Here is a 292-nt window from a genome sequence, read left to right on the forward strand (position 1 = left end):
CACCAGCACGGTCTCGCCGGGTTCGGGCCGGTAGATCGACTCGATCAGGTAGTGCGCGGTCATTCCCTGCAGTAGGGCCGAGGCCGCGACGGGCGGGTCGACGTCATCGGGCACCGCGACGGCAACGGCTTCGTCGACGGCCACCAGCGGCGCGTAACTACCAGGTGCGTTCGCCCACGCGACCCGGTCGCCGGGCCGGAAGTCGGTGACGTCCGCTCCGACTTCGGCGACAACGCCGGTGCCCTCTGCGCCGGGAATATAGGGGACCGGCTGCTTGTAGGTGCCGGTGCGG

At 70.5% G+C, this 292-nt stretch carries 1 protein-coding gene; it reads right to left on the reverse strand.

The window, feature by feature from the left end:
* Positions 1 to 292, reverse strand: a 292-nt coding sequence (locus GV790_RS29830; protein WP_163818149.1) for an alcohol dehydrogenase catalytic domain-containing protein, incomplete at both ends; no start/stop codon positions are given.

Origin of the sequence: Nocardia cyriacigeorgica (assembly GCF_010858045.1) — a bacterium.
GTDB lineage: Bacteria > Actinomycetota > Actinomycetes > Mycobacteriales > Mycobacteriaceae > Nocardia > Nocardia cyriacigeorgica_E.